This window comes from Lacticigenium naphthae DSM 19658, from assembly GCF_000425865.1.
Lineage (GTDB): Bacteria > Bacillota > Bacilli > Lactobacillales > Carnobacteriaceae_A > Lacticigenium > Lacticigenium naphthae.
Window position 1 is genome coordinate 25,516 of record NZ_AUEG01000001.1, and the last position, 26,435, is coordinate 51,950.

A 26,435-nucleotide genomic window follows, 5' to 3' on the forward strand; every position below is an offset into this window, starting at 1 on the left:
CACTTTTAATTATAGTTCATTTTTATGAAATGTCAAGACCTTATTCCTTCTCGCCTAACGGTAAATGAATAATAAATGAAGACCCTTTGTTTAAATCGCTTTTCACTTCAATTGTACCATCATGTGCTTCGACTATATTTTTTACTAAGGATAACCCTATACCTGTCCCAGAACGGTTTTCTGCGTTGTTGATGCGTGCTTTATCTGCTTTATAGAATCGTTCAAATATGAATGGAATGTCTTCTTTTGGTATTCCTGTCCCATTATCTTTGATGGTGATCAATAACTCGTCCGTTACCATTCCAGCTTCAACGATCAAAGAAACATGACCGCTTTGATTCTCAGCCTTGGCAGTATGACGAATAGCATTATTGATAAGATTGACAAACACCTGGTCCATTTTATCCGGGTCCATATAGATTTCGTTGATCTCTGGGTCAATTTGATAATCCAATACTACATTTTTTTCTTTAGCCATTTTATTAAACCGTGCAAGTAATTTCATGATGTAAGGACTCGTTTCGATCCACTCTTTATGAACATCGATGAAGCCGGCTTCCATTCGTGATAAATCAAGCATTTCATTGACTAAACGATTCATTCGTTGCGCTTCGTCTCGGATTATCGTAGCCATTTCGTGTTTCTCTTCTCGTGTTTCAGCTACATCATCTATTATCGCTTCGCTGTACCCTTGTACCATCACGAGTGGTGTCCGTAATTCATGGGAAATATTATTGATAAAATCAATGCGCATTTGATCCAGCTGATGTTCTTTCGTTAAATCTTGAGAAGAAACGACTACTCCCCTTACTTCTTGAGTGTCTTCATTCACTAAAGGCACGATATTCACAGAGAAATAATAATCGTTTACTGCAATGTCCAATTTTTTAGATTCTTTTTTCTCTATAACGATATTCATCTGATCATAGAGAATATCTTCATCATTCCTAATTTCATCTTTTTTGATTGTCTGATAATCAGTCAAAAATAAATCCCCCGTTGGATTCGAGAGTAAAAGCGTCTTTTCTACATCAAAGTAAAGCAGTCCGGGCTGAATATTGTTCAAAATTGTACTCAGTAGTTCTTTTTCTTGTCTAACAGCTGTCCCTTGCATTTCTAAGGAATGTCCCATTTTATTCATAGCCATCCCAAGTGCAGCTAAATCATCGCGCCCTTGAATAGGAACTTGCTTACTAAAATCATTTTTACTGTAGTCAAAAGCGATATTCGTCATCACATTTATTGGTTCAGATAATTTCCTTCTTAAATAATGATAAAAAAACAATACCAATAATCCATAGAAAAAAACTAAACTAACGAGTATCCACATCATGGTTGTTTCAATCTGGTGTAAAAAAGTTAGATCTGCATAAGAATACAGGATAGCTTCTTGATTCTCGTAAGTAAATTCTTTTCCTTTAAATAAAAAAGGAATAGCATCCCCCTCCTGATTCTCCAGCTCACCTCTAAGTGAAAATCCTTCATTTGAAGCTACAGCTTCTACTAGCATATTATTGGATAGAATATTTCCTCTAATAGCTTCTGGTAGCAGTTCAATACCGGCTAGCACATTTTCCTCTTTTTCATCCAACAAAGCATACGTATAAAATATTTTAGAGTTGACCAAGTCCAGGTCCGGTAACACATCGACCAACATATTTGTCCGGCTTTCGGCAATAAATTCCACCTCAGAAATCAACTTCTCAAAGTCTGTTAAATAGTTATTTTCTACTTGGTCAGAATAAAAATACCCATAGATAAAAGTTGTTGCTAGAAAAGAAAAGAGCGTGAGTCCAATAGTAAAGAGCCACACCCTTATTGCTACAATATTAAGTTTCAACAAATCCACCTACTTTTCATCAGTTGCTGGATAAGAATTGAATTTATAACCTAATCCCCATACTGTCTCAATCATCCTCGGGGCTTCTTCAGATTGTTTCGCCAATTTTTCACGTAAACGTTTGACATGTGTATCGACTGTTCTTAAATCACCAAAAAATTCATATTTCCATACTTCTCGTAATAATTGTTCTCTTCCGAATATTTGATCTGGAGATGAGGCCAGATAATACAGTAGGTCATATTCTTTTGGTGTGAGATTAACTTGTTTACCATCAGCGATCACACGGTGAGATCGGTTATCTATTTCAAGATGGGGTAGTTGAATCAAATTTGCATTTTTTATTTCAGTTTCCTTCAAAGATTGCGTACGTTTTAAAATTGCGGCTACACGTAACACAATTTCGCGTGGACTGAATGGTTTTACAATATAATCATCCGCTCCCACTTCGAATCCTTGAATTCGATTCAACTCTTCTCCTTTAGCTGTTAACATCATGATCGGCGAGTTTTTTTCTTCGCGAAGTTGTTTAGCCACTTCAATGCCATCCAGTTTTGGAAGCATAAGATCCAATAAAATTAGATCGTAGTCCTCTTCTAAAGCTAAATCTAAACCTTCCTGTCCGTCTGCTGCTTCTTCAATGATATAATTTTCTTTTTCCAAATACATTCTTAGCAAACGTCGAATTCTTTCCTCATCATCTACTATCAAGATAGTTTTTCTATCATCCGCCAAAATCGACACTCTCCTTCTACCTCAACTACATATTCTTTCAAGATTAAGTATACAGAAGAAAACGGTTAATTTCTATTGATTTGATTGATTTGCTTCTTTATAATGTTTTAACTATTCTTTAGAGCTTCTTTTTTCAACGAATCAATTTCGAAAGCTTTTAGTACTCTCGATTCACCTGGTTGCAAGCCTGCTAAATTTAATTGTCCGTAAGTTTCTCTCTTTAATTTTAAAACTGGATGTCCGACTGCTGTAAACATATTTTTAACTTGATGATTTCTTCCCTCATGAATCTTGATTTCAACCATAGTTACTTCCTTTTTTCTATCTTGTGAAATGACTCTGGCTTTAGCAGGAGAAGTTTTTTTACCTTCGATCACAAGACCCTTTTCAAGCTTCTTGATAGTTTCTTTTTTCACCAAACCTCTAACTTTGGCTACATATGTTTTTTCAATTTCGTATTTTGGATGCATCAATAGTTGTGCGAAGTCCCCATCGTTCGTCAGGATGATGGCACCAGTAGTATCGTAATCTAATCTACCAATTGGATAGATTCGCTGTTCCACTTGAGGAAAAAATTCTCGTACAGTCTTTCTCCCTTTATTATCTTCCACAGTTGAAATCACACTGCGTGGTTTATTCAGCAAATAATAAACAGGTTCTTCTTTATCTATGGGAACATTGTCAACTTTTATTTCATCTTGATTTGATACTTGAATTCCTAGTTCTCTTACAACTTCTCCATTGACTTTTACTCGTCCAGTCTTAATTAACTCTTCAGACTTTCTGCGGGATGCTATACCTGCATGAGCCATTACTTTCTGTAGTCTTTCCATGTTACTCCTCCTGTATTGTTTCAAAATTTTGATTGAAAGATTCAAAAAACAAACTTGTCTCATTTTCTGACTCTTCTTCTAATAATTGAATATCTGGTAATTCTTCTAAAGCATTTAAGTTGAAATAATCAAGAAAGTAATCAGTTGTAGCGTACAATATAGGCTTTCCTGGAACTTCCATTCGACTATGCTCACAAATTAAATCTCTAATGGCTAGCTTATGAATTGTATTTCCACATTGGACGCCACGAATTTCCTCTATTTCACTTCTCGTGATTGGCTGTTTATAAGCAACTATTGCTAATATTTCTTTCGCCGCTTTACTCAATGGAACAGTTAACGGTGATTGTGCATATTTTTTGATTAATTCAGAATAATGAGTTTTAGTGGCCAATTTATAGCGATGATTTGTTTCAATCACGGTTATACTTTTTCGTTCATCTTCTTCGTAGTTTCTTTTTAATTCGATAAGCCCTGCTTGTACTTCTGAATCTGAGCAGTTTAAAAGCGTTGCTAAATTCACGGATGTCATCCCTTCATCTCCGGATACAAAAAGCAACGCCTCAATTTGTCCAATCCCATTTTTTTCCATATTTACACCTACACCTTATTTTGCAGACTCAATTATAATTTCACTATAATTATTAACTTGGAATACAGCAATAGTATTTTCTTTCATTAATTCTAGCAATGCTAGAAAAGTCGATACAATTTCCTTGCGGTTCATCACTTCAAATAAATCTGCAAGCGAAAGTGGCGTACTTGAACCTTGAAGCTTTCGTTCGATCCACAGCATTTTTTCTTTTACTGAAATTTCATCTGCCTCAACCGTTGTTTTCAATGGCGCCTGATCTTTTTTCCTCTCAATGGCTTCAGAGAAAGCCGCAAGTAAATCCCTGGTATCTATCTGTTGCCTCTTCAAAGGGATTTTTTCTTGATAATGAGTTAAATCACTTTGTTCACGTGTGAAAAAATGCTGCCGTTCGCTTTCTTTTTCATCCAAGATAGTTGCCGCTTTTTTGAATTTCTTATATTCAATGAGCATTTCCACTAATGAATCTCTCGGATCTTCTTCATATTCAAAAGTATCATTGGCTAACTCATCAGTTCCAAGATCTACTCTTGGAATCAACAAGCGACTTTTAATAGACATCAACGTAGCAGCCATGTATAGATACTCTCCTGCTACATCTAGTTGCAGTATTTTCATCGAATGCAAATAGTCTAGATATTGCTCAGTGATTTTTGCAATAGGAATATCGTAAATGTCAATTTCCAACTTTTTGATTAAATGCAACAGTAAATCCAGAGGGCCCTCAAAGACAGTTGTTTTGATCGTCAATTCTGCCATTTACAAGGGACCTTCTTCTGATGTGATTTTTTGATTTGAAGAACGGTCATTAGCAGTCTGGTACTTTTGCCATTTACTAATTAAAGGAGCCGTTTCAAATGTCCCCATAATTTTTTTATCAAAAAATTTATGGGCTAATGCATCAAACATTTCGTAACTTAATTTTTCGTGACGAAAAGAAGGATTTAATGCAATATGCCTGATCAAGACAACATTATCGGTGATTTCTATACCAATAACTCCTACAAAATCTTCAGTTTCTTCACTTTTCCATAAATAAAGTACACGATTCTCTTCTTGATCGTACCAATCTAGTTCTGCCAATAGTCTTTTAGTTTCTTTTAAATCGGGTATAAAAGACAACAATCCCATCGTTATCTTTTGGTAATCAAGTTTGAATTTCACTAACATGTAAATTCCACCTATCAATTTCTTCCATTTTTTATTGTAGAGAATTTTCTAGTCTAAACATATCTTCCATTGTTTCTCTGCGAATAGCCAAAAAACTTTTCCCGTTTTCGACAAATACGACTGCAGGTTTCAAAAGTCGATTGTAATTGTTCGCCATACTGTATCCATAAGCTCCTGTAATGAATACGGCAAGCAGATCACCTGACTCTACTTCTGGTATCGGTAAATCCCATATTAACATATCGCCACTTTCACAGCATTTTCCCGCAATTGCCTGTTTTTTTAAGCTTTTTTCATTACTTATTTTATTCGCAACAATTCCAGTATATTTAGCACCGTATAAAGCTGGTCTTATGTTATCTGTCATTCCTCCGTCTACAGCTACATAGTCGCGCACATTCGGAATGTGTTTTTGCGACCCGATTGTATAAAGAGTCGTACCAGCTTCTCCGACTATACTTCTTCCCGGCTCTATCCATAAATCTGGAACAAATTTCTGCTGATTTATTGGTAAGTCGTGCAATTCCTTAGCTATGATATTAATTATTTCTTTGATCGGAAAAGTTTTGTCTTCTTCAGTATAGCGAATACCAAAGCCACCGCCAATGTTCAGAACCTTCATCGACAAACTAAATTTTTCATTCCATCCATGTAACGCTTTGCTCAATAGTTGGATCAAAAGTTGATAGCCTTTTGCCTCATGAATTTGAGACCCAATATGACTGTGAATGCCAATAACGTTCAAATGAACGGATTCGCTTAATAATTGAATGGCCTTTTCTGCTTGACCATTTTGGTAGTCAAACCCAAATTTAGTATCCACTTGTCCAGTCGATATATATTCATGCGTATGCGCAGATATTCCTGGCGCAATTCGAATGAGTACATCCATTGTTCTATTGGAGCGGTTCGTCAAATCGATCAAGCGTTCGATTTCTAGAAAATTATCAATGATGATGCTGCCAATTTGGTTATCCAAAGCAAATTGCAATTCTTCTAAAGATTTGTTGTTTCCATGAAAATGAATTTTTTCAGAAGGCAGTCCTGCTTTTAAAGCTAATTGCATTTCTCCGCCTGAAACAACATCAACAGATAAAGATTCTTGATTTATGATCTCGTACATTGCTAAAGATGAAAAAGCTTTGCTTGCATAAGAAATTTTCCCAACTAGAGCATTGTCTCTGTATGCTTGCTTAAATTCACTAATTTTATCTTTGATCAATCGTACATCATAAACAAAAGTAGGCGTCCCAAATTGCTCAGCAATTTTGACTGTATCCACTCCACCAATTTCTAGATGGTCTAAGTTATTGAATTTCATCGTTCCATTAAATTTAGTCATAGTTTAATCCCTTTTATTTTTTATCTTATATACTTTACCATAAACAAAATATGAACTCAATTTTTGCCAAGTATTCCCTTGGATTGCTTTATCTACTCCGAAAAAGCGACACCTCTTTCCCTCAAAGAGAACAAGCTCCATGTCACATTAAAAAATGACTTGGCGTCCGTTATCCATTGCAGAAAGAAATAAAACTTCCCTCAGTTAAAGAAAATTTTCTCTAACAGAGGGAAACTTTATTTTAGCAATCAGCCGCCTTAGATGAATTCGGCAACTGATTGCTCCAATAGATAGTGGTGATATGTTATTTGAATAGATTAGACACAGAGTGTTTAACCAATTTTTTAAATGTTTCTCTCACACGTGTTGTAGTTTCTACAACTTCTTCGTGATTTAAATTCGCTTGCATACCAGCTGCTAAGTTGGTGATACAAGAAATACCGACAACGCGCATGCCAGCGTGACGAGCAACGATTACTTCAGGTACAGTTGACATTCCTATCGCATCTGCTCCTACTGTCCTGGCCATTCTGATTTCTGCTGGTGTTTCATAAGTAGGCCCTGTCATGCCCATATAAACACCTTCTTTAAGGTCGATATTCAATTCTTTACCCGTTTGTTTAACGATATCGCGGTATTCTTTATCATAAGCAACACTCATATCAGTAAACCGTGGTCCCATATCTTTATCATTTTTCCCCATCAATGGATTGGTACCCATGAAGTTGATATGATCGGTAATGATCATCAAATCACCTGGAGTAAAGTTTTCATTTACCCCTCCAGCCGCATTTGTAACCAATAAAGAATCGATTCCCAATTCTTTCATGACGCGAACAGGGAATGTAACTTCTTTCATATCGTATCCTTCATAAAAATGAAATCTGCCTTGCATAGCTAGCACAAACTGGTCACCCAGTTTACCATAAACGAGTTGTCCAGCATGTCCTTCGACAGTCGAAACAGGAAATCCAGGTATGTCTTTATACGGAATAGTGATCTGGTCCGTAGCTTCGTTAGCTAATTCGCCTAATCCAGATCCAAGAATCAATCCAATTTTCGGGTTTTTGACACCTTGATTTTTTATATAATCTGCTGCTTTTTTTATAGAATCTTTCCATTCATTCATATTTTCCAAGTTAGTTGCCCCTTTATTTAATTTCATTTAAAAAACTATCTCCAAATCCAGTATCTTTTACTGCAAAGTTTTCGGCAATGGTTGCACCGATATCAGCAAAATGACCTTGCTTTATTTCTCCATGTCCCTCTAGGGATGGAGAATAGATGAGAACTGGTACATATTCTCTTGTATGATCCGTTCCTTCAGCAGTTGGGTCGTTCCCGTGGTCTGCAGTAATAATGAGCAAGTCATCTTCTTTTAACTTACTATACATTTCAGGAAGACGTGCATCAAATTCTTCTAACGCATCTGCATATCCTTGGACATTTCTACGGTGACCAAATTTCGCATCAAAATCGACTAAGTTCGTAAAACTCAATCCAGTGAAATCTTTCTCCATCACTTCAAAAAGTTTGTCTACCCCATCCATGTTATCTACAGTACGAACCATTTCTGTGATACCTTGACTATTGAAAATATCATTTATTTTCCCTACTGCGATGACATCTTTGCCGTCATCTTTCAGAAAATCAAGAACAGTTTTTCCAAATGGATCTAATGCATAGTCATGACGATTGCTTGTCCGAGCGAAATTGCCTCGAGTTCCTAAGTATGGCCGTGCAATGATGCGTCCGATCATATATGGTTCATCTTTTGTAATTTCACGTACATATTCACATATTTCGTATAATTCTTCTAACGGGATAACTTCTTCATGAGCAGCGATCTGTAAAACAGGATCTGCAGAAGTATACACGATCAGGTCTCCCGTTTCCATTTGATGTTCACCATATTCTTCGATGATTTCGGTTCCACTTGCCGGTTTGTTGGCAACAACTTTTCTTCCCGTATGTTCTTCGATTTGGTTAATTAAGTCCTCAGGGAAGCCTTCTGGAAATACTCGGAATGGTTTTTGAATATTTAACCCCATGATTTCCCAGTGTCCGGTCATGGTATCTTTACCGACAGAAACTTCTTCTAGTTTTGTATAGTACCCTTTTGCTTCATCGACAGGATCAATTCCTTTTAAACTTTCAATATTTCCTAATCCTAGTTCTTTCAGATTAGATAATGTAAGCCCTGCTTTTTCAGCAATGTGTCCCAAAGTATGTGAACCTTCATCTCCAAATTTCTTTGCATCAGGAGCTTCACCAATTCCTACAGAATCTAGTACGATTAAATGTATCCGCTTGTAATTCATTTGTGTATTCCTCCTATAATATTAAGCTCTTGGATGGTATGTCTTGTATACCGAGCTTAGTCTTTGTTTTGTGATATGGGTATAAATTTGGGTAGTAGAGATGTCCGAATGACCTAAAAGTTCTTGTACCACTCTCAAGTCTGCACCGTTTTCGAGCAAATGTGTGGCAAAAGAATGACGCAAAGTGTGTGGCGTGACCCTTTTTTTGATCCCAGCATCTCTAACAAGAGCATTTAAATTTTTCCAGATACCTTGCCGTGTGAGCTGTCCGCCTCTGTGGTTCAAAAACAAATAAGGGACTTCCTTGGTAACTTTTTTTAATAATTTTAACCGAGCTTCCGCTAAATAATATTGAATCCACTGTGATGCTTCTTCCCCAATAGGGATAATTCTTTCCTTATCCCCTTTACCTTTGGTTTGAATCAACCCCATTGACAAATGCAGATCGTCTACTCTCAAATCTACCAGTTCAGAAACTCGCAAACCGGTGGCGTACATCACTTCTAAAATAGTCCGATCCCTGATCCCTAAAGTTTTTTTCGTATCCGGCGTTTCAATCAATTTTTCAACTTCGACAGTGGATAAAATTTTAGGTAGCGTCTGTGCTTTTTTGGGTGTATCTATATACAACATAGGGTCATTGGTAACAATATTTTCTTGCTTCAAAAATTGATGAAATTTCCTAAGAGAAGAAACCATACGGATAATTGTGTTTGGAGATTTCTTTTCTTGTTTGAGTTCCTGCAGGAAATTCAAAATATCAAACCGATCGATTATTTCCCAATCTCCTATGTCTTCTGCTCTCAAGAAATGGGAATAACGCACCAAATCTCTCTGATAACTTTTAATGGAATTTTCGGCTAATCCCTTTTCAACAATTAAAAAAGTAACATAATCTTCAATGACTGCTGTCATTTTTTCGAATTGTTTCTCTTCCATTTTCAACACACCTACATTAGCTTTTTTTAGCTTTCTCCTGACAATCACTGCAAATCCCATGAAAAGTTAAGCGATGATCTTTCACGAAAAAATTGAATTTTTTTTCAACTTCTTTTTCAATCTCATCCAACATATCTTCATGCACTTCTTCAATATTGCCACATTGAATACAGAGAAGGTGATGATGGAAATGCCTTGCACCATCTCTATTCAAGTCATAGCGAGCTAATCCATCTTGAAAGCTGATTTTATTAACTATTTGCAAATCAGTTAAAATTTCCAACGTTCGATAAACTGTAGCCAGACCAATTTCAGCATGTTGATTTTTCACTTGCATATATATTTCTTCCGCACTTAAGTGATCCTTTTCATTTTCCAAAAGGATCTTTACAGTAACTTCACGTTGAGGGGTCAGTTTAAACCCCGCTTCATGAAGTTGTTGCTTGATTTTTTTTAGTGATTCTTCCATCACGATCATACGCTACCCTCATTTATCTCATTCATACAGAATGCATATACATCCAGTTTAATCAAGCAGAATAGAGTTTTCAACTTTTCTAAACACTCTTTAACCTTTTTCTTCTTCTTTCTCATCTAAAAGCCATGTTTCTTCTTTAGTCTGATTGATTTTTCTGCTTTTCATTAATCTACCTAGAGCTCTTTTGAATTGTGCTTTACTGATACCAAATTGTATTTTAATCGCTTCTGGATCACTTTTATCCGTAAAAGGCATTTTTCTTCCTGGAGAACGACTCAAGTATTCCAGTATCATCGCTGCATCGTCATCTATGACTTCGTGTGCGCGCGGAAGTAAAGAAACATTTGCAGTTCCATCTTCTCTTAAACCGATAACGCGGCCTTTCACTTGTTGACCCAAACGTGGTTCGATTTCTCTTTCGCTTGGATGGACAAATCCATGATAGCCATCATCAATGTAAATAAAAGTTCCAATCATTTTCGTAGAATAAGCTATTCCTTCGATATCTTTGTTGTGCATTTCTTTGGTAGCGGGGCGAGTCATTTCTTTCATGACCACATCATCTGCCAAATGGCCCCAAATACGGTCTTGGTTATCTACTTTAATGGAAATAAATAATTGATCACCTTTTTTGGGCCACAATTTGTTTTCGGAAGGTAAATCATCCATTGATACCACGATATCTTTATCTTCTAAACCGATATCAACAAAAACACCTAAATCTCTTCTCGTTTTAACGACCGTTCCCCAGCCATATTGATTTTGCGAGACAGTTGGGATTTTTGTAGTTAACTTATTGCGACCAGATTGATCTACGTAAGCAAAACCTTCAACTGTGTCACCAAGAGATAATTCCTTTTCTTGAACATTTACTATTTGATACGTGGTTCCTTCTTTTTGAGCAAAAATATCGTCTTCGTTTTTGTCCGTTACGAGTGCTGTAATTACTTGTCCTAAAGATTGATTCATACTTTCACCTATATCCTTCATTTGAATTCTAGAATAACCATACAAAAATCACTATGATGATCGTCCGGTTTAAATATTTTTTTAAAAAAGCCGTTTAACCTATATGAAGAACAATCAAACTCTCTTGATTTCCTCTAGATTAAACGGCAAAACTAAGCTTTTTTCAATAATTAATGATTAGATAGCTGTAGTTGCTCCACGGTATACAATACCACGACGAGAATCAACTGTTATTAATTCGCCATCTTCAATCAATCCTGTTGCATTTTCAGCACTTACAACCACGGGGATCCCCATAGCAATACCAATAACTGCAGCATGACTAGTTAATCCACCTTGCTCTACAATCAAAGCAGATGCTTTTTCAATTGCTGGCAAATAATCTTTGTCTGTTGTTTTTAATACTAAGATACTATCTTGAACTGCTTTTTCGTTTGCTTCTTCAGCATTTGAAGCCACAACAGCTTTACCAATGACGGATTCAGATCCTATTCCTTGACCTCTAACTAATTTTGAACCAATTAATTGAATTTTCATTAGGTTTGTTGTTCCTCTTTCACCAACTGGAACACCTGCTGTAATAATAATCAATTCGCCTTCTTTAGCAAATCCATGTTCTACTGTAATTTGTGTAGCAAGATTAAACATATCATCAGTAGAAGTAGGTTTTTTACTGATGGTTGGGTTTACTCCCCATTGTAAAGCGAGTCCGCGATAAGTTTCTTCAGAGAAAGTCACGGCTACAATGTTTGCTTTAGGACGGTATTTGGAAATCATACGTGCTGTATGACCAGATTCTGTAGCTGCAACAATTGTTTTTATATTTAAGTTGCGTGCAGTATGTCCGACAGCTTGTCCAATAGCTTCTGTCATGTCCGCTTCATCAAATGCTTTCAATGCATAGACATCTTGATTGCGAAGAGCTTCTTCTGTACGAATAGCAATGTTGTACATTGTTTGTACAGATTCTACTGGGTAATCCCCTGCAGCTGTTTCACCAGAAAGCATGATTGCGTCTGTGCCATCAAAAATAGCATTCGCAACGTCACTCGCTTCAGCTCTTGTCGGACGTGGGTTGTCTTGCATTGAGTCCAACATTTGTGTAGCAGTAATGACAGGTTTCCCTACCTTGTTACATCTTCTGATCATATCTTTTTGTACGATAGGAACTTCTTCTGCTGGAATTTCTACACCTAAATCTCCACGAGCAACCATCAAACCGTCAGCAACTTTAAGAATATCGTCTAAGTTGTTCACACCTTCTTGATTCTCGATCTTCGCAATGATTTGGACGTGTGTTTTTTCTTCTTGTTCTAATAATTCTGTGATTTCTAAAACATCTTTTGCTCTTCTTACAAAACTAGCAGCGATAAAGTCTATACCATTTTGTACTCCAAAACGAATATCAGAAGCATCTTTTTCAGTGATCCCTGGTAATTGTACAGAAACTCCTGGTACATTTACACCTTTTTTGTTTTTCAATGTTCCTGGATTTTGCACTGTAGTAACAATTTTACCATTTTTTGTATCGATTTCTGTAACTTCTAAATCAATCAATCCATCATCAAGAAGGATATGAGATCCCGGTTCTACATCTTCAATCAATTGTGGATAAGTGATTGAAAATTTTTCGGGTGTTCCTTCTACTTCTGTCATTGAGACACGGACGATGTCACCTTCATCAAATTCGATTTTTCCATCTTTCATGTTATGTGTACGAATTTCCGGACCTTTTGTATCCAGCATGATCGCAACCATTTTCCCAGTGATTTTTTGAGCTTCGCGGAGATTTTTTATACGGTTTAAATGTTCTGCATGATCTCCATGAGAGAAGTTCAAACGGGCAACATTCATTCCTGCCTCGATCAATTTGACGAGTAAATCTACTTCTTCACTAACAGGACCGATCGTACAAACAATTTTAGTTTTTTTCATTATTCATCCTTCTTTCTTATGATAGTTTCTTTATTTAGAAATTTCTTCATTTAACTTATACAATTCCAAATCTGGAACGTGTTTTTTGTTTTCAAGGGTGTCAATAATATCATTTACTACAATTTTATTATCTAAAATACCAATACATAGTCCACCTTCTTGATGTTCTTTCAAAACTTCAACTGCTTTGGAACCAAATATACTTGCTAAAACACGATCTCTTGCTGTAGGTGAACCGCCACGTTGAATGTGACCCAATACGGAAACACGCACATGGAAATTATCGATTTCTTCTAACTTCGCTGCAAATTCCGGACCGGACATGACGCCTTCTGCTAAAACAATAATGCTATGTTTTTTGCCCTTTTCACGACCTTCACGAATTGAATCGGCAACTTCTTCTATACTGTAATCCATTTCGGGCACAATGATTTGTTCTGCTCCACCGGCTACTCCAGACCACAAGGCAATATCCCCGGCATTACGTCCCATAACTTCAACAATAAATGTACGTACGTGACTTGTTGCTGTATCTCTTATTTTATCGATTGCATCTAATACTGTATTGATGGCTGTATCAAATCCGATGGTGAAATCTGTTCCAGGTATATCATTATCAATTGTTCCAGGAATTCCAACAGTTGGGTAACCGTGTTTGGTCAACGCGTATGCTCCCATGTAAGATCCGTCTCCACCGATAACCACTAATCCTTCAATACCAAACTTTTCTAATTGTTCGATTCCTTTGAGCTGACCTTCTTTGGTCTTGAATTCAGGATATCTTGCAGAATATAAAAATGTTCCTCCACGAGAAATTTTATCCCCTACATCTCTACGTGTTAATTTACGAATATCGCCAGCTACTAATCCAGCAAACCCATAATTGATTCCGTAAACTTCGATCCCTTCGTGGATTCCTTTTCTGACAACTGCTCTTACAGCAGCGTTCATTCCAGGAGCATCTCCTCCACTTGTCAAAATTCCAATACGTTTCATATTGATTCCACCTCATAGCTATTTTTTATGTGAGTCTTCATGAAACACAATTGAAAACTTGTGCCCACTACATTCACCATTTTAACATGTTTTCAAACACTTGTCTTATGAAATCTTTTAATTTATTCAATTTCTTCTCATTTTCGCTATTTTTTGACAACAATATTCTGAGAATCGACAATGGCAGCAAGCTCTTTTAAGAAGCCCGGTGACAATGTTATATTAAACTGTTTATTCATTTGGATTTTCTTTCCCGATTTTTCATCAAAGACTATTACAGGGACTGTTCCCGGATGGTTTTTCAACACTTGTTTGATTTCTTCAAAACTAGAGACCGTCTCAATAGCAGAGTGTATTTTTATAAAGCACGTTGCCGTTTCAACTGGATCCTCAGCTTGTTCCTTTAACACATTTTCAATAGCAGCAACTTTATTGACTAGGACATTCTTTTTCCCCTGTCTTGATTCTACTTTTCCCTCTATATAAATAACAGCATGCGGCTGTATCAACGCCCCAAATTTACGATAAACTTCTGGGAAAAAGGTCAAAGAAATCGTGTCTGTTTCATCCGTTACATCCGCAAATAGCATAAATTCCCCGTTTTTTGTCTGAATTCGTTTCGTGTTTTTGACATAAACGAGTGACCGAATCGGTTTACTCGGTTGATACTCCGAAATAAAATCTAACTTCTGTTGTTCTCTAAACACTTGATATTTTTCAACTGGATGACCAGACAAATAGAATCCTAAAGTTTCAAATTCTCCTTCTAATTTTTGTTCAACCGTCAGCTCTCCACCTTTTTCATATTTGGGTTTCAAAATGGCAAGCAACTCTTGGCTATCTCCGCTGTACTCAACACTCTTGATGATCCCTTCAACCGATTGAATCAACGCTCCCCTATTCATACCAAACGAATCAAAGCAACCAGAATAAATCAACTTTTCTAAATATTCTGATTTTCGGTATCTTTTTTCAATGCGTCCCACAAAATTGATGAAATCTTTATACGGACCGTGCTGATTGCGTTCAGATATAATGGACTCAATGAAATCCCTGCGTATCCCTTTGATTGCATTAAATCCTACGAGCAGATCATGAAAGTGAGTAGAAAAGTCTTTATTACTTAAATTAATATCAGGAGATAACACACTTATGCGTATTTTTTTTAATTTCAACAACATTTCAGCAGTTTTTTCCTTATTCCCCTTGACCGAATTTAATAAAGCTGTATAAAATTCAAGCGGATAATGTGTCTTGAAATAAGCTAATTGATAGGCCAACAACGAATAAGCAACAGAATGCGAACGGTTGAACCCGTAATTAGCAAACCGTTCAATATAATCATAAACTGTTTGGGCTACAGATTTTGAGTATCCCTTGTTTGCTGCACCTTCAATAAAAGCAATTCTTTTTTTCTGCAAAGCTTGCTGATCTTTCTTGCTCATCGCTCGCCGAAGTAAGTCTGCTTCCCCTAGACTGAAGCCAGCCATTGAAGTCGCAATTTTCATTACTTGTTCTTGGTACACGACTACCCCGTAAGTCACTTCTAAAATGGGTTTCAAATCAGGGTGCGGATAAACGATTTCTTCCTTGCCCTGTTTTCTCTTAACAAAATGAGGGATTTGTTCCATCGGGCCCGGACGATACAGAGCATTCACCGCAACTAATTCTTCAAGGGACTCAGGATGGATTTGTTTCAGCACATTTTGAATACCACGTGATTCAAATTGGAAAATACCCACCGTATCGCCTTTTTGAAACAGCTGAAATGTTTCCTCGTCTGTTGGAGAAATGGTTTTCAATTCAAATGCTGGTTCTTTTTTCTTCACAAATTGTAGAATATCAAAAAGAAGGGTCAAGTTTTTCAACCCTAAAAAGTCCATTTTTAACAATCCTATTTCCTCAATGTCTCCCATTGGAAACTGTGTTAATTGAAGGACGCCGTTCCCTTTTTGAAGTGGGATCCATTCATCCAAAGGACTTTCACTGATTACCACCCCCGCTGCATGCGTAGATACATGACGCGGGATCCCTTCTATCGTTTGGGCAATTGTAAAAACTTTTTGGTAGAGTGGTTTAGATTCTACCAATTTTTTTAAAGAAGCTGACTGTTTGTATGCCTGTTTCAACGTAAGTCCTTGTTCCTCGGGTATCGTTTTAGCAATCTCTGCTAATTCATTTTGGGATAACCCAAATACGCGGCCAACATCACGCAATGCTTGGCGCGCTTTGAATGTTCCAAAGGTAGCTATCTGAGCAACGTGATCTTTCCCGTATTTTCTTTCGACATATTCAAGGATCATCTCTCTTTTGTTATCTGGAAAGTCCAAATCAATATCGGGCATCGTTGCTCTTTCTTCATTTAGGAATCGTTCAAACAACAAATCGTACTGTATCGGGTCAACATCAGTGATTTTCAATACGTATGCCAATAACGAGCCGGCTGCAGAACCCCTGCCCGGTCCGGTCAATATGTTTTTTTTGCGGGCATACCCCATCAGATCCCAGACAATTAGAAAATAATCAGAAAACTCCATTTTTTCAATGACGGCTAATTCTTTTTTTAATCGTTGCAGGTATCGTTCGTCAAAGGACGGGACCCTTTCCTGCAATCCTTTCATGGCTAGATCTTTTAGAAAGATATTCCGATCCACACCTTCGCTCAAAGGGAAATGAGGCAACAATTTTTGATGAAGTGGAAAAGCAAGATCCATCTTTGAAGAAAATTCAGCAAATGGAGGAGTATAGTTTTTCGGAAAATAAGTATCCAGATGACTGTTTACTACCTGTGGTGTGTACAGATAAGTACCCTCTATTTCTGAATTCATCTTTTCTTCGATCTTGCTATTTTCATCAATGTATTTTAAAACCCCAACTGCTTCTTGCTGACTTTGGTGTAAGTAACGCACAGGAAAGAGTGGCAAAATATTAGCTGAATGATTAAACCATTCCTTTATTTCAGTTGGGGGTGCTTCTCTTATATAATCCTCCGGCATCCCTATATAAAAATCATCAGCAAATGACTCCTTCAAAAAATCCAGGAAATCCAAATCGACACGTCCACGAACTGTTTCCCCATTCATTTCTTTAGATTGTACAACTGGAACTAGTGCAACCAGATTTTCTTTCGATCGTATCAATTTTTCAATCGTTATTGCCTGATCGAACTGAGTTAGCGAAGAGAGCTTCGCTAACTCTTTAAATCCTTCATAATTTTTTGCATACAAAAGCAAAGAATACACTGCTTCTTTATGCTCGATCGGAATCGATAAACCCAAAATGGGTTTTATATTTTCTTTTTTACATGCCTTATAAAATTCAAGTGCACCATACAACACTTTTTCATCTGTTAAAGCGAGTGCAGTATAGCCTATTTTTTTAGCATAGTTGACATATTCTTGAATCTTTATTGTGCTTTGCAACAAACTGTAAGAACTTTGTACTTGAAGAGGTACAATCTCCATACTTTCCCCCCGTTAACAGATACTTTTCTTATAGTATACCGTATAAATTTAAATATAAAAATGAATGCCTAACTGATAAATAAATAATTTGAATTTTCTATTCTGTACAAAAGAATAATTACCTAAATCACTCGTCTTTTTTTCGCCTTTTCTTTTATAAAAAGAGAAGAAGCCAGGACAAAAGTCTCAGCTTCTTCGTTTTTATGAACGTTTCTTTTTAAAATGTGTCTCAAAAAGCAGACCCGGTATTCACTTTACACTAGGGAGACTACTATCTTTTCAATCTATTAGTTGGTCTCTTTTGGTTTGGTTTCAAATACAAGTGTATTGTTTTCTGCTTTGACATAAACAGTGTCTCCGGAGCCGATTTTTTCTTCAATGATCATTTTTGCAATCGGTGTTTCAACATACCGTGTTAAATACCGTTTAATGGGTCTAGCCCCATAATGTGGATCATAGGCTTGATCACCGATGAAAGCCGTCGCTACTTCACTGAAAATCAGAGAGATGTTTTGATCTTCCAATCTATCCATCAGATCTTCAGCAAGTTTGATTACGATCTTTTGAATGACTTCTTTAGTTAAGGGTGCAAAAAGAATCGTTTCATCAATTCGATTTAAAAACTCAGGTTTGAACGAAGAACGGAGTAAACTAAACACTTGGTTTTCTGTCGTTGCAGAAAGGTGACCTTCCTCATTTTCATCTTCTAACATCAAGTGAGACCCAATATTACTTGTCATTATCAAGACCGTATTTCGGAAATCCACAGTACGTCCATGTGAATCTGTTAAACGGCCATCATCCAATACTTGCAGAAGAATATTAAAGACATCCGGATGAGCTTTTTCAATTTCATCCAATAATAAAATACTATACGGATTTCTTCTAACTGACTCTGTGAGATGACCACCTTCTTCATACCCTACATAACCAGGAGGAGACCCAATCAGTCTCGAAACACTGTGTTTTTCCATGTATTCACTCATATCCAACCGAATCAAATGATCAACTGAATCGAATAGGTTCTCAGCCAATGTCTTCGCTAATTCCGTTTTCCCTACACCTGTTGGACCCAAGAACAAAAACGACCCCAAAGGCTTGTTCGGGTCTTGAATACCGGCACGTGCACGAATAACAGTATCTGTGATACTATCCACGGCTTTATCTTGCCCAATCACTCGTTCTTTTATCGTTTCGTTTAATTTGAGTAATTTTTCCCGTTCACCTTTAATCAACCGGTTAACCGGAATGGATGTCAGCCGAGCGACCACATGGGCTATTTCTTCTTCAGAAACAGTTTCTTGAATCATTTTTTTGCCCGATCCGTTGTCAGCTGCTTTTTCTAATTCAGCGAGCTCTTTTGTCAATTCCGGAATTTTTCCATGCCTTAATACGGCAGCTCTTTCAAGATTATACTCGCTTTCAGCTTCTTCAAGTTCTCTCTTGGCCCGATCGATTTCTTCACGTTTTTCACGAACTTTTTGTGTCTCTTCTTTTTCCTTTTCCCATGTGACCCGTAATTCTTTTTCTTGCTGATACAGTATGGATAACTCGTCTTGAATTGCTTGAAGTCTCTGTAAACTATTTTCATCCGTTTCTTCTTTTAGTGCTTCTTCTTCAATCTCCAGTTGCATCTTTCTTCTCAATACTTGATCTAATTCGGTCGGCATCGAATTCATTTCTACCCGAATCGTTGCACTAGCTTCATCAATTAGATCGATCGCCTTGTCTGGAAGGAAGCGATCGGTAATATAACGTTGTGAAAGCTTAACTGCAGCCACTAGAGCATTATCTTGAATAGAGACTCCATGGTGGATTTCATAGCGTTCTTTTAATCCCCTAAGGATACTCACAGCTTCTTCTGTAGTTGGTTCTTGGACCACCACTTTTTGAAACCGTCTTTCTAAGGCTTTGTCTTTCTCCATATAGAGTTTGTATTCATCGGTCGTAGTTGCACCGATACAATGCAACTCACCTCTAGCTAACATCGGTTTAAGCAGGTTCCCTGCATCCATACTTCCCTCTGTTTTACCAGCCCCAACAATCATGTGGATCTCATCAATAAATAAAATGATTTGACCGTTGCTTTTCTTCACTTCTTTTAAAACAGATTTTAAGCGATCTTCAAATTCACCACGATATTTAGCCCCGGCAATCAATGCACCCATATCAAGTGAATAAATCACTTTATCTTTTAAGTTCTCTGGTACATCTCTCTTGACTATCCGTTGGGCCAATCCTTCCACAATAGCCGTCTTGCCAACACCAGGTTCACCCATTAAAATAGGGTTGTTTTTAGTTTTCCTAGATAAAATACGAATGACATCCCGTATTTCTTCATCTCTTCCTATGATAGGATCTTGCTCATTTGATTGAATCAGTTCATTCATATTCGTCGCATATTGAGCCAATGCTTGATCAGTGTCTTCTTGATTATACGATTCCACTCGATCTCCCCCTCTTAACTTTTCTACGGTCTCCCTCATCATTTTTTCGTCTACACCAATTTTATTTAAATAGACTGTAATCGGATGCTTCTTGATCCGGTGTATAGCCACCATCACTGTATCAACTGAAATGAATTTGTCTTGCTGGTCAGTCGCTATTTTTTCTGCTTTTTCAAAAAGCTCAAATAAATTTCTGCTTAACGTTCTGCCATAAGACACCGAATCTCCCTCGACGACCGCAATTCTACTTAACTGTTCTTGAATATATCGATCAAATAATTTTAGCTGTTCCTCACTCAATACAAGACCATATACCTTTCTACCGAAATGTCCTGGAGCGAGCATGACTTTCCATATATGAAAAATAGAAACTTCTTGGTGTCTGCTCTGCTCGGCTAATTTTTGAGCAGATTTCACTGTTTCCTGTAATAATTGCGTCATTTTTTCTATATTCATCCGTACACCTCGCTTTGATAGTTTACTCTTATAGCCATAGTATACTTTCTTGGTCAATAAAGGTCAAACATTTTATCTAAAAAAATTAGCACGATGAAACATACTTTCCAGTAGTCATTCTGCTAATTTCTTACTATTATGTTTAACGAATCCCTAGGGCAATTCGTGCGTAGCGAGACATTCTATCCGTAGTCCAGGCAGGATACCAAATTAACTTGACCTCAGTTTCTTTAATTTCCGGCACATTTTTCATTGCATCCATAATATCTTGAGTAATGACATCAGCTAAGGGGCAACCCATGGTAGTCAATGTTATTTTAATTTCACAATAACCGCCGTTGTATAAATTCACTTCGTAAACTAATCCTAAATTGACTATATCGATTCCCAATTCTGGATCGATAACTTGTTCCAAATTTTCCATTATCACTTTCTTGATTTCTTCAATTTCTGTTTCAGACCACATTTTGTTTTCATCCATTATCTCTCACCTCTTCAATTACTTAGTTTATCTATTTCTCTTTAACTTGTCTAGTATTCCACTTTTTTTACATAAATTGCTCACAATTTATTTTGGCACTCAATACGTCCCATCAAAGAAACTGGACGACCGCTCATTCCATTTTCTGCAGGATCTATGGTATAATAGTAAAACAAACTTTTATACTAGAATAAAATCACGGGGGATATTATGAATAAAAAATTAATTGCACTAGATTTAGATGGAACAACTTTAAATAATGAATCTCAAATTACTGCACGTACAAAAGCTGTTTTGACCACACTCAAAAATGATGGACATATAATTTCTATCGCTACTGGAAGACCTTACCGTAGTAGTAAACAATATTATTCAGAATTGAATTTATCTTCACCTATTGTGAATTTTAACGGTGCCTTATGTCACAATCCTTATGACGACAACTGGAATAGACAATACCATAAAACACTCAGTCTAGAACTAGCTCATGACATGATAAAATTAAGAAAATGGAATCATGTTTTATTAGTTGCTATCGAAACAAAAAAACACGTATACGTAAGTGATTCGTTTATTCCGTATCCCGATTTTTTTGCAGATAGCAAAAAAGATATCCGTATCCTCACAAAGGATAATCTCAAAGAAAATCCAACCGCTATATCAATTTTCACTTCCAACAATGAACAACAACCCATAATCAAAAATCAAATCGTTGCAGAGTATGGCAATGCAGTTGAGGTACGCACTTGGGGAGGCGATGTTCCTTGTTTGGAAATTGTCGCTCCCGGAGTTCAAAAAGCATTGGGTGTTGAACAAGTTGCTTTTGAATACGCCATTGAACGAAAAGACATCCTGGCTTTTGGGGACGAAGACAACGACTTTGAACTGATCCAATTTGCCGGACATGGCGTCGCTATGAAAAATGGAATTACAAAACTCAAAGAAATTGCAGCGGATGTGACCACAGAAGAAAACAACGAGGATGGATTAGCAAATTATTTAATGCGCTATTTTAATCTCTCTACAGTTTAATTGAATAAAAAAGGTAGGAAGGTACCAACCCCCAAAAGTTAGAGTAAACAATCTAACTTTTGGGGGTCTTTTTGTATGGCTAAATATAGTGCTGAATTTAAATTGAAAATTGTGAAGGAGTATCAAAATGGAACGTTGGGATATAGTTTATTGGCAAAAAAATACGGTATGCCAAGTTCCTCACCTATAGAAAATTGGGTAAATCTATATACTCACTATGGGAAAGAAGGGTTAATTCGAAAAAAATCAAAAGAAGTCTATTCTGTTCATTTCAAACTAGATGTATTACACTTTATGAAACGAACAGGTGCTTCTTATCAAGAAACGGCTAATTCCTTCGGAATCAGAGAACCCTCTATCATTGCGAACTGGAATCGTGCATTTAATACAGAAGGTATAGAAGGCCTGGAATCTAAACTTAAGGGGCGACCTTCTATGTCTAAACAACCAAAGAAAAAGAAACCAAAAGATAATGGAACTATGTCTAAAGAGCAAGAACTTGAACGTGAAAATGAGCTTCTCCGTTTGGAGAATGCTTACTTAAAAAAGTTAAGAGCTTACGAGGAGAATCCGAATGCTTACCTCGAAAAGCACAAGCAGCGGTGGCATTCGAGCTCAAAGAAGAAGGATACAAATTAAAGGATGTCTTTATAGTTATAGGAATTCCAGAAGCTACGTACCATTACCATTTAAAGCGGTTGAACTCAGAAGACCAAGATAAAGATCTAAAAGATAAGATTTCAGAGCTCTTTTATCAATTTAAAGAACGCTACGGATACAAACGAATTACTAATGAATTGAATAATAATGGACTGGTGATCAATCATAAAAAGGTTTATCGTCTGATGAAAGAGTTGGGCCTGAAGTGCGTTAAATTCACTCGTAAGACTCGAAAGTATAACTCTTACAAAGGAACGGTTGGGAAAGTCGCAAAAAACCTACTAAACCGACGGTTTTCTACTCCATTTGCATTACAAAAATTGGTGACAGATATAACTGAATTTAAATGTTTAAATGATCAGAAACTTTATCTTAATCCAATTTATGATTTATATAATGGAGAAATCATCTCGTTTGGTATTAGTAAACGTCCAACATTAGACCTAGTATTAGGTCCTTTAGAAGATGCAATTCAGATAGTAAAAAAGAACGGTACAGTTCGCACAACGATTCACTCAGATCAAGGATGGCATTATCAGCATAAAAAATGGAGACAACATTTAAAAAAGAACAAAATCTTTCAAAGTATGTCTCGCAAAGCTACCTGTTCTGATAATGCCGCAATGGAGAATTTCTTTGGAATTATGAAACAAGAAATGTATCATGGAGAGCCTCTAGTTACCTACGATCAACTTAAGAAACAAATCGAAGAGTATATCGATTGGTATAATACAATCCGCACAAAACAAAAACTGGCGGGCTTAAGTCCAGTAGAATACCGAACTCAAACCAGCCAGTTGGCTGCATAATATTAAACTCTAACTTTTCGGGGTCAGCACCGAACCGTCAACAGTTCCTACCCTTTTTTCGTTTTCAGTTGTTTGCTCTCCTTGATGAGAATAGAGAAAAATACTCCTAGTCTTTTACAGGAGAACATACGCGTCAACGGATGATTGTTTCTTACCCGCACTCTACTTGAATCATCCCGTCTAGTTTAATTGATCGGTCTAGCTAAAAAAGATTTTTTGATTCAATTACAGTCACTGTTTATTTAGTTGTGGTTGTGTCTTCACCTGTGATTTTTTCGATTTCAGGAAGTAACGCTTTAGCAATGCTTCCACCCATGACCATCATTTCATATACTGGACGGATATCTTCTCCCGTTCTTGCCAAGAGACGCATGTATATTTCGCCATCCCCACCAATACATAAACGATAATAGCCAGCTTTCATTTCATTAAATTCATTGATCAAGTCCATCACTTCACTACGTTTACTATATTCTTTAACATAAGCTAATTTGTGATACACAATTTGATAATCCACTGTAGCTGAGTCTTTCGTATCAAATACGATCCCAAAAGGCAAACGTAGATTCTTTCTTATACGAAAAGCTCCTTTAAACAATATTTGACCATTTTTAATTTCTTGTTTCTTTAAAGGCATTTTTTTCTCTTCTAATACTTTCTCAAAATTCTCTGTTATGGTTGTCATGCTGATCCTCCAAAAGATTATTTGACTGATAAAAGCCATGTATTAGTTATTATAACTCAAAATAGGATAAAAAAACAGATAGCGTTTTCTCTTTTCCCTATTTTATACAAAAAAAATGTTGCATTAGAGACCAAATATGTAGCAAGAAAAAAGAAATGGGTTCATAGAGGATGCATTACACTCTGCTTTCTGCAAATCCCTTGTTGTTTATCTGGATAATCCCGTCACTTTTTTATGCAACGTGATCGTCCGCTCAACTAACCAACAGCCATCCCGTGAGAACCTAATTCATCGATAGTCTTTAGAAAACAGTCTGCACTTTTTACAACCGAATGATAACAATATAATTGAAAATAAAATCCTATCCAAAGAAAGTGATCTTCTAGGTATCTATAAAAAAAGAAGAGTTGAGTCTCAAATGAGAACTCAACTCTTCATCTTTTATCTTTTTAACGACGTCCGCGCTCAGGAATACGAGCAGCTTTACCGCGTAAGTTACGTAAGTAGTACAATTTAGCACGACGTACGCGACCTTGGCGTATTACTTCAATTAGTGCAACACGGGGGGAATGAACTGGGAATGCACGTTCCACACCTACACCATTAGAAATCTTACGAACGGTATACATTTCGCTGATTCCTTCACCACGGCGTTTAATTACAACACCTTCAAAAAGTTGAATACGTTCTCTAGTGCCTTCCACGATTTTTGCATGAACACGAACTGTGTCTCCAGGGCGAAAATCAGGAATATCTGAACGTAATTGTTCTTTAGAAATTTCTTCAATTAATGGATTCATTAATTATTCTCCTTCCGACAAATATTCTTATCATTTAAATAACAGCGGAATATTGTTAATTTTTTTGAGTAATCGAAATTACTCACTTAGATAATTTATCATAAATACACACCCGTGTAAAGTAAAATTGCTTACTTGTTTTCTTTTTTCCATTCTGTGATCCATTTTTTTTGTTGAACGGTCAGCTGATTAAAATGAATCAAGTCTGGTCTTCTTTCAAATGTACGCCGCAAGGACTCTTTATCGCGCCATTCTTCGATCAATTTATGATTTCCACTCATCAGCACATCCGGCACTTTTAATCCTTTGTATTCCGCAGGACGGGTATATTGAGGGTGTTCCAACAATCCGTTTGAATACGAATCGGTATGGGCAGATTCGGTATTTCCCAAAACACCAGGAATTAAACGGACAGTTGCATCCATGATCACCATAGTAGCCAATTCCCCACCTGTTAATACATAATCACCCAGCGAAATCTCATCCGTTACTAACTGACGAATTCTCTCATCATAGCCTTCGTAATGTCCACAAATGAATACCAAATGTTCCTCTTGTGACAACTCTTCTGCTACCTTTTGTGTAAAAGGCTTTCCGGCAGGATCCACTAAAATAATTCTTTTTTTAGTTTCCGGACTGTTCCGCTCGATTTGTTCAATTGACTCATAAACAGGTTCAGGCTTTAAAAGCATTCCTGCCCCGCCTCCATATGGGGTATCATCCACATGTTGATGTTTTCCTTCTCCAAATCGTCGAAAGTTCACATAGTTTACTGTTAGAGCTCCTTTATCGATCGCTCTTTTCATCATTGAATGACCTAGAGGACTTTCGAACATTTCTGGAAAAAGTGTCACGATATCGATATTCACTAATCATCCAGTCCTTCCATCACATCTACAATGACCTCTTGTTTTTCTAAATCTATTGATTTGATCACTTCATCAATATAGGGTAGTAATAAATCATTTTTATTTTGACGTTGGATCACCCAAACATCATTTGCGCCTGTGGCCAAAACCTCTTTTACTTTGCCTAAAATGTTTCCTTCAAGATCTTGTACAGTTAATCCGATTATTTCATAGAGATAATATTCATCTTGGGATAATTGTGTTAGATTCTCTTCGGAAACTTTCAGAACACCGCCAACAAATTCCTCCACATCATTGATTGTAGGGTATCCCGTCAGGGTCAACAAATCAAAAGTTTTATGTTTTCGATGTGCTTTTACAGTTACTTCGCGAACAAACTTATCCGCTTTGAAAAATGCAAGAACAGATCCAGGTTGATATCTTTCTTCAGGTGAATCAGTGAAAGAAATAACTCTGATTTCTCCTTTTAATCCATGTGTATTTACTATTTTTCCTACTTCATAATATTGTGTCATATTTTACTCCTAAAATTTCTTCATTTTTCCAGCCATTATGCTAAGAAAAACCATTTCATAAGGAAAT

23 protein-coding genes and 1 pseudogene are annotated in these 26,435 nt (G+C 36.7%); 3 read left to right on the forward strand and 21 right to left on the reverse strand.

The features are described 5' to 3' along the window. Positions 1 to 40: 40 nt before the first annotated feature. The 17 genes from H626_RS0100120 to H626_RS0100200 all read right to left on the reverse strand — a co-directional run bounded on the left by H626_RS0100120 (position 41) and on the right by H626_RS0100200 (position 20,998). On the reverse strand, positions 41 to 1,840 hold the full coding sequence (locus H626_RS0100120; RefSeq protein WP_051237679.1) for a sensor histidine kinase: 1,800 nt from the start codon (positions 1,838 to 1,840) through the stop codon (positions 41 to 43). Positions 1,841 to 1,849: 9 nt separating this feature from the next. After that, positions 1,850 to 2,575: a response regulator transcription factor gene (locus tag H626_RS0100125; protein ID WP_027107507.1), complete on the reverse strand. Its 726-nt coding sequence runs from the start codon at positions 2,573 to 2,575 to the stop codon at positions 1,850 to 1,852. 107 nt (positions 2,576 to 2,682) lie between these two features. Beyond that, positions 2,683 to 3,408 carry a pseudouridine synthase gene (locus tag H626_RS0100130; protein ID WP_027107508.1) on the reverse strand — a complete coding sequence of 242 codons (726 nt, stop codon included), beginning with the start codon at positions 3,406 to 3,408 and terminating at the stop codon, positions 2,683 to 2,685. 1 nt (position 3,409) lies between these two features. Continuing rightward, positions 3,410 to 4,000, reverse strand: coding sequence for an SMC-Scp complex subunit ScpB (scpB, locus tag H626_RS0100135; RefSeq protein WP_027107509.1), 591 nt, complete (start codon positions 3,998 to 4,000; stop codon positions 3,410 to 3,412). Between the two features lie 15 nt (positions 4,001 to 4,015). Beyond that, on the reverse strand, positions 4,016 to 4,759 hold the full coding sequence (locus tag H626_RS0100140) for a segregation and condensation protein A (protein ID WP_027107510.1): 744 nt from the start codon (positions 4,757 to 4,759) through the stop codon (positions 4,016 to 4,018). Continuing rightward, entirely contained in the window at positions 4,760 to 5,170 is a 411-nt protein-coding gene (locus H626_RS10270; RefSeq protein WP_051237680.1) for a GNAT family N-acetyltransferase, read from the reverse strand. Between the two features lie 31 nt (positions 5,171 to 5,201). Continuing rightward, the gene (lysA, locus tag H626_RS0100150; RefSeq protein WP_027107511.1) at positions 5,202 to 6,512 is read right to left on the reverse strand and encodes a diaminopimelate decarboxylase; all 1,311 of its coding nucleotides are present in this window, start codon (positions 6,510 to 6,512) and stop codon (positions 5,202 to 5,204) included. 304 nt (positions 6,513 to 6,816) lie between these two features. Next, a complete protein-coding gene (locus tag H626_RS0100155) occupies positions 6,817 to 7,641 on the reverse strand; it encodes a purine-nucleoside phosphorylase (RefSeq protein ID WP_027107512.1) in 825 nt (274 codons plus the stop codon). Between the two features lie 22 nt (positions 7,642 to 7,663). Next, positions 7,664 to 8,833: a phosphopentomutase gene (deoB, locus tag H626_RS0100160; RefSeq protein ID WP_027107513.1), complete on the reverse strand. Its 1,170-nt coding sequence runs from the start codon at positions 8,831 to 8,833 to the stop codon at positions 7,664 to 7,666. Positions 8,834 to 8,854: 21 nt separating this feature from the next. Further along, entirely contained in the window at positions 8,855 to 9,748 is an 894-nt protein-coding gene (xerD, locus tag H626_RS0100165) for a site-specific tyrosine recombinase XerD (protein WP_027107514.1), read from the reverse strand. A gap of 40 nt (positions 9,749 to 9,788) precedes the next feature. Beyond that, on the reverse strand, positions 9,789 to 10,250 hold the full coding sequence (gene fur, locus H626_RS0100170; protein WP_035618098.1) for a ferric iron uptake transcriptional regulator: 462 nt from the start codon (positions 10,248 to 10,250) through the stop codon (positions 9,789 to 9,791). Positions 10,251 to 10,340: 90 nt separating this feature from the next. Then, positions 10,341 to 11,219: a CvfB family protein gene (locus tag H626_RS0100175; protein WP_027107516.1), complete on the reverse strand. Its 879-nt coding sequence runs from the start codon at positions 11,217 to 11,219 to the stop codon at positions 10,341 to 10,343. 177 nt (positions 11,220 to 11,396) lie between these two features. After that, positions 11,397 to 13,154, reverse strand: coding sequence for a pyruvate kinase (gene pyk / locus H626_RS0100180; protein ID WP_027107517.1), 1,758 nt, complete (start codon positions 13,152 to 13,154; stop codon positions 11,397 to 11,399). 30 nt (positions 13,155 to 13,184) lie between these two features. Then, the gene (pfkA, locus tag H626_RS0100185; RefSeq protein WP_027107518.1) at positions 13,185 to 14,150 is read right to left on the reverse strand and encodes a 6-phosphofructokinase; all 966 of its coding nucleotides are present in this window, start codon (positions 14,148 to 14,150) and stop codon (positions 13,185 to 13,187) included. Positions 14,151 to 14,296: 146 nt separating this feature from the next. Continuing rightward, positions 14,297 to 17,614: a DNA polymerase III subunit alpha gene (dnaE, locus tag H626_RS0100190; protein ID WP_027107519.1), complete on the reverse strand. Its 3,318-nt coding sequence runs from the start codon at positions 17,612 to 17,614 to the stop codon at positions 14,297 to 14,299. 287 nt (positions 17,615 to 17,901) lie between these two features. After that, a complete protein-coding gene (locus H626_RS0100195) occupies positions 17,902 to 20,517 on the reverse strand; it encodes an ATP-dependent Clp protease ATP-binding subunit (RefSeq protein ID WP_027107520.1) in 2,616 nt (871 codons plus the stop codon). Positions 20,518 to 20,659: 142 nt separating this feature from the next. Beyond that, positions 20,660 to 20,998, reverse strand: a complete 339-nt coding sequence (locus tag H626_RS0100200; RefSeq protein WP_027107521.1) for a metal-sulfur cluster assembly factor — start codon at positions 20,996 to 20,998, stop codon at positions 20,660 to 20,662. Between the two features lie 210 nt (positions 20,999 to 21,208). Here H626_RS0100200 and H626_RS0100205 point away from each other — a divergent pair, with 210 nt between their 5' ends. The 3 genes and pseudogenes from H626_RS0100205 to H626_RS0100215 all read left to right on the forward strand — a co-directional run. Continuing rightward, positions 21,209 to 22,030, forward strand: coding sequence for a Cof-type HAD-IIB family hydrolase (locus H626_RS0100205; protein ID WP_027107522.1), 822 nt, complete (start codon positions 21,209 to 21,211; stop codon positions 22,028 to 22,030). A 75-nt stretch (positions 22,031 to 22,105) separates the two neighbouring features. Continuing rightward, positions 22,106 to 22,669, forward strand: a complete 564-nt coding sequence (locus H626_RS0100210; protein ID WP_027107523.1) for a helix-turn-helix domain-containing protein — start codon at positions 22,106 to 22,108, stop codon at positions 22,667 to 22,669. Next, positions 22,630 to 23,499: pseudogene (locus tag H626_RS0100215) on the forward strand (IS3 family transposase); the annotation flags it as partial. The gene H626_RS0100210 and the pseudogene H626_RS0100215, both read left to right, overlap by 40 nt. 238 nt (positions 23,500 to 23,737) lie before the next feature. On the opposite strand, the gene H626_RS0100220 reads toward H626_RS0100215, so the two are convergent. From H626_RS0100220 to rimM, 4 genes are all read right to left on the reverse strand, one after another. Continuing rightward, the gene (locus H626_RS0100220; protein ID WP_027107525.1) at positions 23,738 to 24,184 is read right to left on the reverse strand and encodes a hypothetical protein; all 447 of its coding nucleotides are present in this window, start codon (positions 24,182 to 24,184) and stop codon (positions 23,738 to 23,740) included. Between the two features lie 449 nt (positions 24,185 to 24,633). Then, the gene (gene rplS / locus H626_RS0100225) at positions 24,634 to 24,984 is read right to left on the reverse strand and encodes a 50S ribosomal protein L19 (RefSeq protein ID WP_027107526.1); all 351 of its coding nucleotides are present in this window, start codon (positions 24,982 to 24,984) and stop codon (positions 24,634 to 24,636) included. 131 nt (positions 24,985 to 25,115) lie between these two features. After that, positions 25,116 to 25,853 (reverse strand): tRNA (guanosine(37)-N1)-methyltransferase TrmD, encoded by a 738-nt coding sequence (gene trmD, locus H626_RS0100230; protein WP_027107527.1) that lies wholly within the window; start codon positions 25,851 to 25,853, stop codon positions 25,116 to 25,118. Further along, complete coding sequence (rimM, locus tag H626_RS0100235) at positions 25,853 to 26,368, reverse strand: ribosome maturation factor RimM (protein WP_027107528.1); 516 nt, start codon at positions 26,366 to 26,368, stop codon at positions 25,853 to 25,855. Before rimM ends, trmD begins: the two co-directional genes overlap by 1 nt. Positions 26,369 to 26,435: the final 67 nt, after the last annotated feature.

Coding starts and splice junctions, on each gene's coding strand:
- H626_RS0100200 (WP_027107521.1), bottom strand. CDS start 20,998: ATGGATGAAAACAAAATGTGGTCTGAAACAGAAATTGAAGAAATCAAG.
- lysA (WP_027107511.1), bottom strand. CDS start 6,512: ATGACTAAATTTAATGGAACGATGAAATTCAATAACTTAGACCATCTA.
- fur (WP_035618098.1), bottom strand. CDS start 10,250: ATGATCGTGATGGAAGAATCACTAAAAAAAATCAAGCAACAACTTCAT.
- xerD (WP_027107514.1), bottom strand. CDS start 9,748: ATGACAGCAGTCATTGAAGATTATGTTACTTTTTTAATTGTTGAAAAG.
- scpB (WP_027107509.1), bottom strand. CDS start 4,000: ATGGAAAAAAATGGGATTGGACAAATTGAGGCGTTGCTTTTTGTATCC.
- deoB (WP_027107513.1), bottom strand. CDS start 8,833: ATGAATTACAAGCGGATACATTTAATCGTACTAGATTCTGTAGGAATT.
- pyk (WP_027107517.1), bottom strand. CDS start 13,154: ATGAAAAAAACTAAAATTGTTTGTACGATCGGTCCTGTTAGTGAAGAA.
- rplS (WP_027107526.1), bottom strand. CDS start 24,984: ATGAATCCATTAATTGAAGAAATTTCTAAAGAACAATTACGTTCAGAT.
- H626_RS0100140 (WP_027107510.1), bottom strand. CDS start 4,759: ATGGCAGAATTGACGATCAAAACAACTGTCTTTGAGGGCCCTCTGGAT.
- dnaE (WP_027107519.1), bottom strand. CDS start 17,614: ATGGAGATTGTACCTCTTCAAGTACAAAGTTCTTACAGTTTGTTGCAA.
- H626_RS0100210 (WP_027107523.1), top strand. CDS start 22,106: ATGGCTAAATATAGTGCTGAATTTAAATTGAAAATTGTGAAGGAGTAT.
- H626_RS10270 (WP_051237680.1), bottom strand. CDS start 5,170: ATGTTAGTGAAATTCAAACTTGATTACCAAAAGATAACGATGGGATTG.
- pfkA (WP_027107518.1), bottom strand. CDS start 14,150: ATGAAACGTATTGGAATTTTGACAAGTGGAGGAGATGCTCCTGGAATG.
- H626_RS0100175 (WP_027107516.1), bottom strand. CDS start 11,219: ATGAATCAATCTTTAGGACAAGTAATTACAGCACTCGTAACGGACAAA.
- H626_RS0100205 (WP_027107522.1), top strand. CDS start 21,209: ATGAATAAAAAATTAATTGCACTAGATTTAGATGGAACAACTTTAAAT.
- H626_RS0100195 (WP_027107520.1), bottom strand. CDS start 20,517: ATGAATATAGAAAAAATGACGCAATTATTACAGGAAACAGTGAAATCT.
- H626_RS0100155 (WP_027107512.1), bottom strand. CDS start 7,641: ATGAATGAATGGAAAGATTCTATAAAAAAAGCAGCAGATTATATAAAA.
- rimM (WP_027107528.1), bottom strand. CDS start 26,368: ATGACACAATATTATGAAGTAGGAAAAATAGTAAATACACATGGATTA.
- H626_RS0100130 (WP_027107508.1), bottom strand. CDS start 3,408: ATGGAAAGACTACAGAAAGTAATGGCTCATGCAGGTATAGCATCCCGC.
- H626_RS0100220 (WP_027107525.1), bottom strand. CDS start 24,184: ATGACAACCATAACAGAGAATTTTGAGAAAGTATTAGAAGAGAAAAAA.